Origin of the sequence: Rhodohalobacter sulfatireducens (genome assembly GCF_022012475.1) — a bacterium.
Taxonomy (GTDB): Bacteria; Bacteroidota; Rhodothermia; order Balneolales; family Balneolaceae; genus Rhodohalobacter; species Rhodohalobacter sulfatireducens.
Genome location: NZ_JAKLWS010000005.1, coordinates 200,711 through 208,144 on the forward strand (window position 1 = coordinate 200,711; position 7,434 = coordinate 208,144).

General features: G+C 36.7%; 6 protein-coding genes. 5 read left to right on the forward strand and 1 reads right to left on the reverse strand.

Annotation, left to right across the window (positions count from 1 at the left end):
• The first annotated feature begins 25 nt into the window (after positions 1-25).
• Genes L6773_RS06345 through L6773_RS06360 form a run of 4 tightly spaced genes read left to right on the forward strand, consistent with a single transcriptional unit; the run spans position 26 to position 4,686 of the window.
• Entirely contained in the window at positions 26-1,126 is a 1,101-nt protein-coding gene (locus L6773_RS06345) for a prenyltransferase/squalene oxidase repeat-containing protein (protein ID WP_237853027.1), read from the forward strand.
• On the forward strand, positions 1,105-1,914 hold the full coding sequence (locus L6773_RS06350) for a formyltransferase family protein (protein WP_237853028.1): 810 nt from the start codon (positions 1,105-1,107) through the stop codon (positions 1,912-1,914). Before L6773_RS06345 ends, L6773_RS06350 begins: the two co-directional genes overlap by 22 nt.
• 4 nt (positions 1,915-1,918) lie before the next feature.
• Positions 1,919-3,499: an alginate lyase family protein gene (locus tag L6773_RS06355; protein WP_237853029.1), complete on the forward strand. Its 1,581-nt coding sequence runs from the start codon at positions 1,919-1,921 to the stop codon at positions 3,497-3,499.
• Positions 3,496-4,686, forward strand: coding sequence for a glycosyltransferase family 4 protein (locus L6773_RS06360; RefSeq protein WP_237853030.1), 1,191 nt, complete (start codon positions 3,496-3,498; stop codon positions 4,684-4,686). Before L6773_RS06355 ends, L6773_RS06360 begins: the two co-directional genes overlap by 4 nt.
• Before the next feature lie 45 nt (positions 4,687-4,731).
• Here L6773_RS06360 and L6773_RS06365 read toward each other — a convergent pair whose 3' ends face one another.
• Complete coding sequence (locus L6773_RS06365) at positions 4,732-5,895, reverse strand: glycosyltransferase (RefSeq protein ID WP_237853031.1); 1,164 nt, start codon at positions 5,893-5,895, stop codon at positions 4,732-4,734.
• 806 nt (positions 5,896-6,701) lie between these two features.
• Between L6773_RS06365 and L6773_RS06370 the strand changes: the two genes are divergently transcribed.
• Entirely contained in the window at positions 6,702-7,337 is a 636-nt protein-coding gene (locus L6773_RS06370) for a hypothetical protein (protein ID WP_237853032.1), read from the forward strand.
• The last annotated feature ends 97 nt before the right edge of the window (positions 7,338-7,434 follow it).

Consider the following 7,434-nt stretch of genomic DNA (forward strand, 5'->3'; position numbering starts at 1 on the left):
AGTGTTTTGATTCAGACTTTATCATATGATCACTGATAAATTAGAAAAACACCTTCAATTATCGATTGATTGGCTGATTAAAAGCAAGCAACCATCGGGTGGGTCAAGCGCCTATCACGCCCCACTATTGGGCTGGATTAAGCCATACCCTGAAACAACTGGCTACATCATTCCAACTCTTATTGATTACCATCATTACGCAGAAGATCAATTGGCTATTAGAACTGCTGTTGATTTTGGAGAGTGGCTACTGTCAATCCAATCGGGTGAGGGCTATTGGTTTGCGGGTCAGCATCCTCCCAAAAAACAGGAGCCAAGCGTATTTAATACAGGGCAAATTCTGTTTGGTTTGATCTCTCTTTATAAGGAAACAAAGGATTCAAAATGGTTAACATCACTCGATAAAGCTACCGAATGGTTGTGCAGTTCAATTGATAGAAACGGGTACTGGAAAGAGGGGCACTACCGTGGATTTAATCCAACCTACTACTCCCGGGTTGCCTGGCCAATCCTGTTGGCTTCAACTGTTTTGGATAACGATACATATCGAAACAAAGCGATACTGGTTTTGGATACCCTGATCAAGAAAAGAAACCCAAATGGAACATTCAGCGGCTGGGGGTTTGACGAGCACGGATCAGCGTTTACCCACACAATCGCTTACACTTTACGCGGTTTTATGGAGTCTTCCATTCTGATCAATGATTGGGAATCATATGGAGCTAAAACTGAGAGAGCACTCCAGAAATTTTATACTCTCTCTGAACTGAATAATGGGCGATTAGACGGTGAATATAATGAACAGTACTCCGGTAAAAAAACCTATAGTTGTATAACCGGCAATTTTCAGATTGCACTGTGTTTAATGAGGTGGTATGAGAAAAACAATGACTTACGATTGATGAATTCTGCTTCAAAATTGATTGAATATTCTGTAAAATGTCAGACGTCTACAGATTCAATTCTTTCTCATAAAGGAGCTATTCCGGGATCAAAACCGTTTTGGGGACGTTATATGACACTACGTTATCCAAATTGGTCTGCTAAATTCTGTGCAGATGCATTACTTTTGTTCTTGAAACTGTATAAAAAAGAATCAGACCGATGGGACATCGAGGAGTCGTAATAACAGCCGGATTCGACAAATCTGAAGCCGCTACCTGTTTGGCAGAGCTTTTCAAACAAAATGGAATCCCTGTAAATGGGATCATGGTAGTAAGTCCATACTCTGTTCTCCGTATAAAATATTATTTGAAAAAGAAGGGATTATCCTCCATCACCCAATCGATTCGTCGTCTTAAAGGGTTTCAAAAAAATGATTCTGGAAATACGCCAAATCACATCAATCAATTCAGAATTGAACATCAGATATCCATTGACTCATTAAAAAAATGGGCCAATATAAATCACTGCAAGATCATTACTGTTGCTTCACTTAATTCCGATCAATCAATCCACTTTTTGGAAAGTACTGATCCTCAATGGCTGGTATACAGCGGTGGCGGAATTCTGAAACAACCGATCATTGATCAGGTAGATGGCCAAATTTTAAATGCACATCAAGGCCCGTTACCCGAGATAAGGGGGATGAATGCAGCCGAGTGGTCCATTCTCTTAGATAAAAAACAGGAAGTTACCATACACCTCATTGACAGGGGAATTGATACCGGGAAGATCATCAAAAGACTCCCCTACACTATTGATAAAAAGGATAATATTGAATCCATACGAGAAAAAGCGATTATTAAAGGAGTTGAGGGGTTGATTGAAGTCGGTTCGCAGGATTCTCTTGTTAGATATGATATTCAAGAGAATCATTCCCAATATCGGCAGTGCTACACTTTATCTAACGCGATGAGAGAACTTCTGAATGCTAAATTAGAATATCTAAAGTCCAGGAGTGCCGATGTTTAGAAAAATGAAGCGCATACTTCACACTTTGGCTTATGTAACTCCAAAACAAGTTGTTTTCCGCTTAAAATACTTACTGGCCCCTGTAAAATCTCTCAAAATTAAACACGTCCGCAGCAAAGAAAAGGTAACTCCAATTCAATGCCTGCCAATACCCTACTCAAATAAAATAATAGAGAAGGCAGGCTCTGAATATCATGTTACTCTCCTGAATTTATCAACAAAATATGAGAACCAAATACACTGGGCTGATGATTCCTATGGACAGCTATGGAATTATCACCTGCAATATGCCGATTTTTTAAGACAGGATGACTTGAGCGTTACCGAAAAAGAAGATCTGTTAATTGACCTTTATGAATGGCTTAAATCCGGGAAATTAAAACCGGAACCTTACCCCTCTTCACTTCGGATTATGAATCTCATCAGGTTTTTATCAGAAAACCCGGAGAGTCTTAATAAAAAAAATGAGTTGATCGATCACCTTTACTCCGAACTCCTCTTCCTGGAAAATCGACTGGAATATCATCTTTTGGGAAATCACCTGATGGAAAATGCTTTTGCACTTCTGATGGGAGGCACATATTTCCAAAGTGTGAGATGGAATAATATTGCAAACGCAATTTTTCTTGAGCAGGTACCTGAGCAGATCCTGAAAGATGGCGGGCATTTTGAACGAAGCCCCATGTATCATCTGATCTTGTTATTCCGATTTCTTGAAGCCCTTTACTATCTACCCTCCGATTCTGAACTCTATTCTCTTTTTCTAAAAACTTCAAAGCAGATGCTGGGTTGGATTGATCAGATGAGTTTTCGAAATGGGGATTTAGCTCATTTCAATGATTCGACAGATCATCAAGCCTATTCCAAAAAGCAGATTCTACAGATGGCTCAGAAATGCGGTATTTCTGAGTATTCGCCAACTATACTGAATGAATCGGGATACCGGAGGTATGAGAATGAAAATGCATCACTTTTAGTGGATTCCTGCGGCATAAAACCGGATTATCAACCCGGTCATGCGCATGCAGATTCACTCTCCTTCATTCTTTACTCTCATGGAAAACCGATTGTGATTGATCCCGGAGTATCAACTTATGAAGCCGGTAAACGCCGAAATTGGGAGCGTTCTACAAAAGCTCATAACACAATTACATTCCGCGAACAAAATACCGCCGATGTATGGGGTAAGTTTAGAGTAGGAAAACGGCCAGATGTTAAAATTGTAGAGGAGAGCGATGCTGAATGTATACTTCGATTAAGGCATAAACTCGAATCAGGGGACCTGTTTGAACACCATCGGAAATTTCACTTCTCACATGAGTATGTCGAAATTTTTGACTCGGTTACACTCAATGAACCCGTTGAAGGCAGAATTCACCTCCATCCGGGTATCAAAATAAAGGAACTGACAAAAAATAAGGTTATACTTGATGAAGGCACTGTTATAAAATTACAGAACATTTTACTTGTCGAAGAGTTTACATACAAATGCTCAAATGCATTCAATGTTCGATCAAACTCCATTGGAATAAGGTATGAGTTTGACCATGATACAACACTAAGAATCTATTTTCCAGGTACATGAAGCGAATCCTGTATTTAACGTTTTACTTCAGGCCAGATTTATGCGCCGGTTCATTTCGAAATTCTCCATTAGTAGATGAACTATCAAAACAGATTGAAGGAGAAAACATTAAGATTGATGTTTTTACAACAAGCCCTAATAGGTATGCCAGCTTTCGTGAAGATTTTCATGAATCAGAACAACTTGGAAATATCTCCATCGAACGGATTGTCGTTCCTTCACATGAAAGTGGAATAAAAGATCAGATATTGAGTTTCAGAACTTATTTTTTCGAAGTTTTGAATAGAACAAAGAACAATCATTATGACCTTGTTTTTGCCTCTTCAAGTCGATTTTTTACTTCTTATTTGGGTTACTTGATCGCAAAAAGGGAGAAATCTCTACTCTATCTTGATATTCGTGATCTTTTCAGCAAAACGATAAAGAGCATATCTTCTAATCCAATCATTAAATATTTTATAACTCCCATTGTTAGGAATCGAGAAATTAAAGTTTTTGAATATGCTACTCACATCAATCTCATAAGTAAGGGATTCCGAAATGATTTTACGAAATTCAAGAATGCACATTTTTCATTCTATACTCATGGAGTAGATCCTGTCTTCAAAAAGGCCCAAGAAAAACGCTTTATTAAAAATGGAAAAGCTAAAAAAATTGTATATGCCGGTAATATTGGCGATGGCCAGGGATTGCATAAAATTATTCCAGAAGCAGCTGAACTGCTCTATGGTAAATATGTATTCAGAATTATCGGCGATGGCGGGGCTAAACAAAAACTGGTTGATAAACTCAGGGAATTAGAAATCAAGAATGTTGAGATGGTTGAGCCGATGAGTAGAACAGAAGTCGTTAATGAATACAGAAATGCTGACATTTTACTCATTCATCTTAATAACCTCCCCATTTTTAACAAAGTTCTCCCTTCAAAAATATTTGAACTAGCAGCAGTAGAAAAACCCATCTTAGCAGGTGTGAATGGATACGCACAAGAGTTTTTGAATGACAAGATTGAGGGAACATTTCTGTTTAATCCAGGTGACGTTCATGGTCTAATTCATCAGATTGACGTTGTAGAGAACTTTTTGAAAGAAAATACCACAATCGATAATAGTGAGTTCATTAGTGAATTTGATCGGCAAGATATTAAAGAACAGATGGCTAAATCTATTTTGAAATATCTGAAGTAACAGCCATCTTTTCAAATGAAGAAATTTATTCTGAGATGTTGATCACTATTTTCCCATCATATACTGAAGAAAACTTCTCAATATTTTACCCGATAATATATTTTGATAAGAAAAATATTGAGCAAGCCTCAGATGATTTGGTTTCTTAAAATTAACCTCATTCAGATCGTTAGTTTTGTACAGATAAAAAAATTGGGATTCTGTTTCATAGGATTCAAACTTCATATTTAGTTCCAAAGGTTTGAATTGTAGCGGGAAGGATTGAATTGGTGAACTAAACTTTTTACTGCTTAAAATGTAATCACTCTCCAATAGTTGGTTGATTGACTTTGTTCCATACAAATCAACTTCAATATTTTCATTTTCCAACCCTAACAATCTACCCACAAAATCACCCGATGATTCCATATGCATATCATACTTTATTAAGTGATTTGTAAAGTTTGGGAATTGAACATATTGGCTATTAGAAATTATTCCTGATAATGGAACTTGAAACAAGTTTCCTAACTTCCGGATATGTTCACCCTCTTCATCGCCACAGTGAGTAGAATAGCTGTTATACGGATAAACCACATACTTGTCTTTCTTAATCAAATAGGCATTAAAATACTTTTTCCAAGAATTTTTACTCCAATCTTTAACATTTTCCGGTAATTCAATTGTATTCAATATACTGGTGGATTGATTATCTGAATACCAATCTTTGAACTCTTTCCATTGCTTACTGCTCCAAGCCTGTCCCCAGGAACAAACAAGTTTCATGAAGTAAGCAGAGCATTCGGTTTTTAATGCTTCAAATGGTAACTGGGCAGTCTCATTAAAACGTTGAGAATAGAGTGAAATACCGGCAACGGAATTTTCATTGTCATAATAATCAAGTGCTTTTTTTGCGTAATTATAATAACCGGGTGAAACAATTAAATCTTCCTCAAGAACGATTACACTGCCATACTGTAATGAAAAATCAGCGCAGACCATGATATGATCTTTTAGGCCAAGCTTTTTTGTTTGTTCTATGATTTGAACGCTGCCATGCTTAAAGTCGAAATTTTGGGCAGTCTTTTTTACGTCTTCCGTGGCTCCGAAATCTAAAGAAATGATAAGTTGAACACTCTCAGGATAGTATGCCTGGTTGACTGAATGGAGAAGTCTTCCAAGTGATTTCTCGCGTTTAAATGCAGGAATTACAACAGCAGGATTGACCATCAATCTCGTTTATTTCAAAATGATTGAAGAAGGATGAATTTCATCTTTATTCATTTTTTGCATCAAGTATCTTTCTTCTCTTTTAATAAAATTCAGTCTTTGATACTACAATCTGAATAATAATGAATTGGTACTGAAAATTTCTGACCAATATTAGGTTAATACAATTTATGGTATGATCCCAATTTCATATATACCTTGTACATTAAATTAAATTTAATATAGTCTCACAGAAAATAACTTTTATGTCAAAATTATAATCTAATTTAACGTCAGCTCGATATATATTTATTGTAGATTGTCAGTTTGAGCCAGCCTTGTCTGCAGACTGGCACAGTTCAGGGCTGGCTATTTTGAGAGAAAAGAAATCCCAAAATTGTATCTGCCTACCCTAGCTTTAGCACAGGCGGGCTCATTGTTACGTATTCAATCATCTATTCATCATTATCTAGAACTGATGTTAATTTATGTTTATTAACCGGTATATGCAGCCTGCGAGGAGGACCGATGTCATCCACATCCATCCTTGCCATTTATTTTACCCTTTCTCTCTATAACTCTATTCAGTGAATAATTTTACCTCGATTCTTATCATTCTGAAACTGGTAGATTCATTCATCCTTAGAGCTGTATGAATCAGTGAAATCAAATGTTGAATCAATTGAGCCGGCATCAATAATCAAAGGAGAAATCAGAAAATATTAACTTTGTATTTATGAAAGAATTACCGATACATTCTGATCGTACAATTCTGTAAAACTTTAAATATGTTATTAAAATAAATATTTGACCACGGCCATTAAAAAATGAGATTTATTCAGCAGACTATACAAAGAACATCTATTTATTTAAGAGACCTGAAAAATATTCTAATGTACGGTTGGTCTGCTCCCAGGTATAAAGAGAGAATATGGATTGATCCTAATAGCATTGAATTCATGATTGATCGCGAGGAAGTTAAACGCATCACGGGAATACATAGGAATCAGGCGAGTGGAATTGTTGTAGATTGGGACGAAGTTAAGAATTTAAAACCGATCGAGGATCAATACAGAATTGAATATTGCAAAAAACATTGGGAGGAAGGAAAATCCTGGGAAGAGTTGGGAGTAATTGACTACATGTCTAAATCAAAAAAATATGGTGATTGGCCAAGGGAAAAAATTAAAGCTCGATTTGAAATGTTGGATAAGGCATACAACGAAACAAAGAAGTTAGGCAGGCTGAAAACAAGAAAGGAGATGAATCCGGAAAACTTTAGAGAAGAAGATGGAATTTTGGTCCATATTGCAAAAGATGGAAAGCCGGTTTTTGGCGGAAACGGTTTTCACAGATTGGCAATCGGCAGAGTTCTAAAATTAGATAAAATTCCCGCTGAAATAGGTATTGTCGATAAAAACTCAATTCATTATTTAAAGGAATACAGAAAAACTAAATTCTAATTAGTCGAGTAGCCAAGGGGAATTTCACCCCAAGGCTCTCACAGAACCGTACATGATAGTCTCCCATCATACGGCTCTTGTCGTTGAATCGTTATGA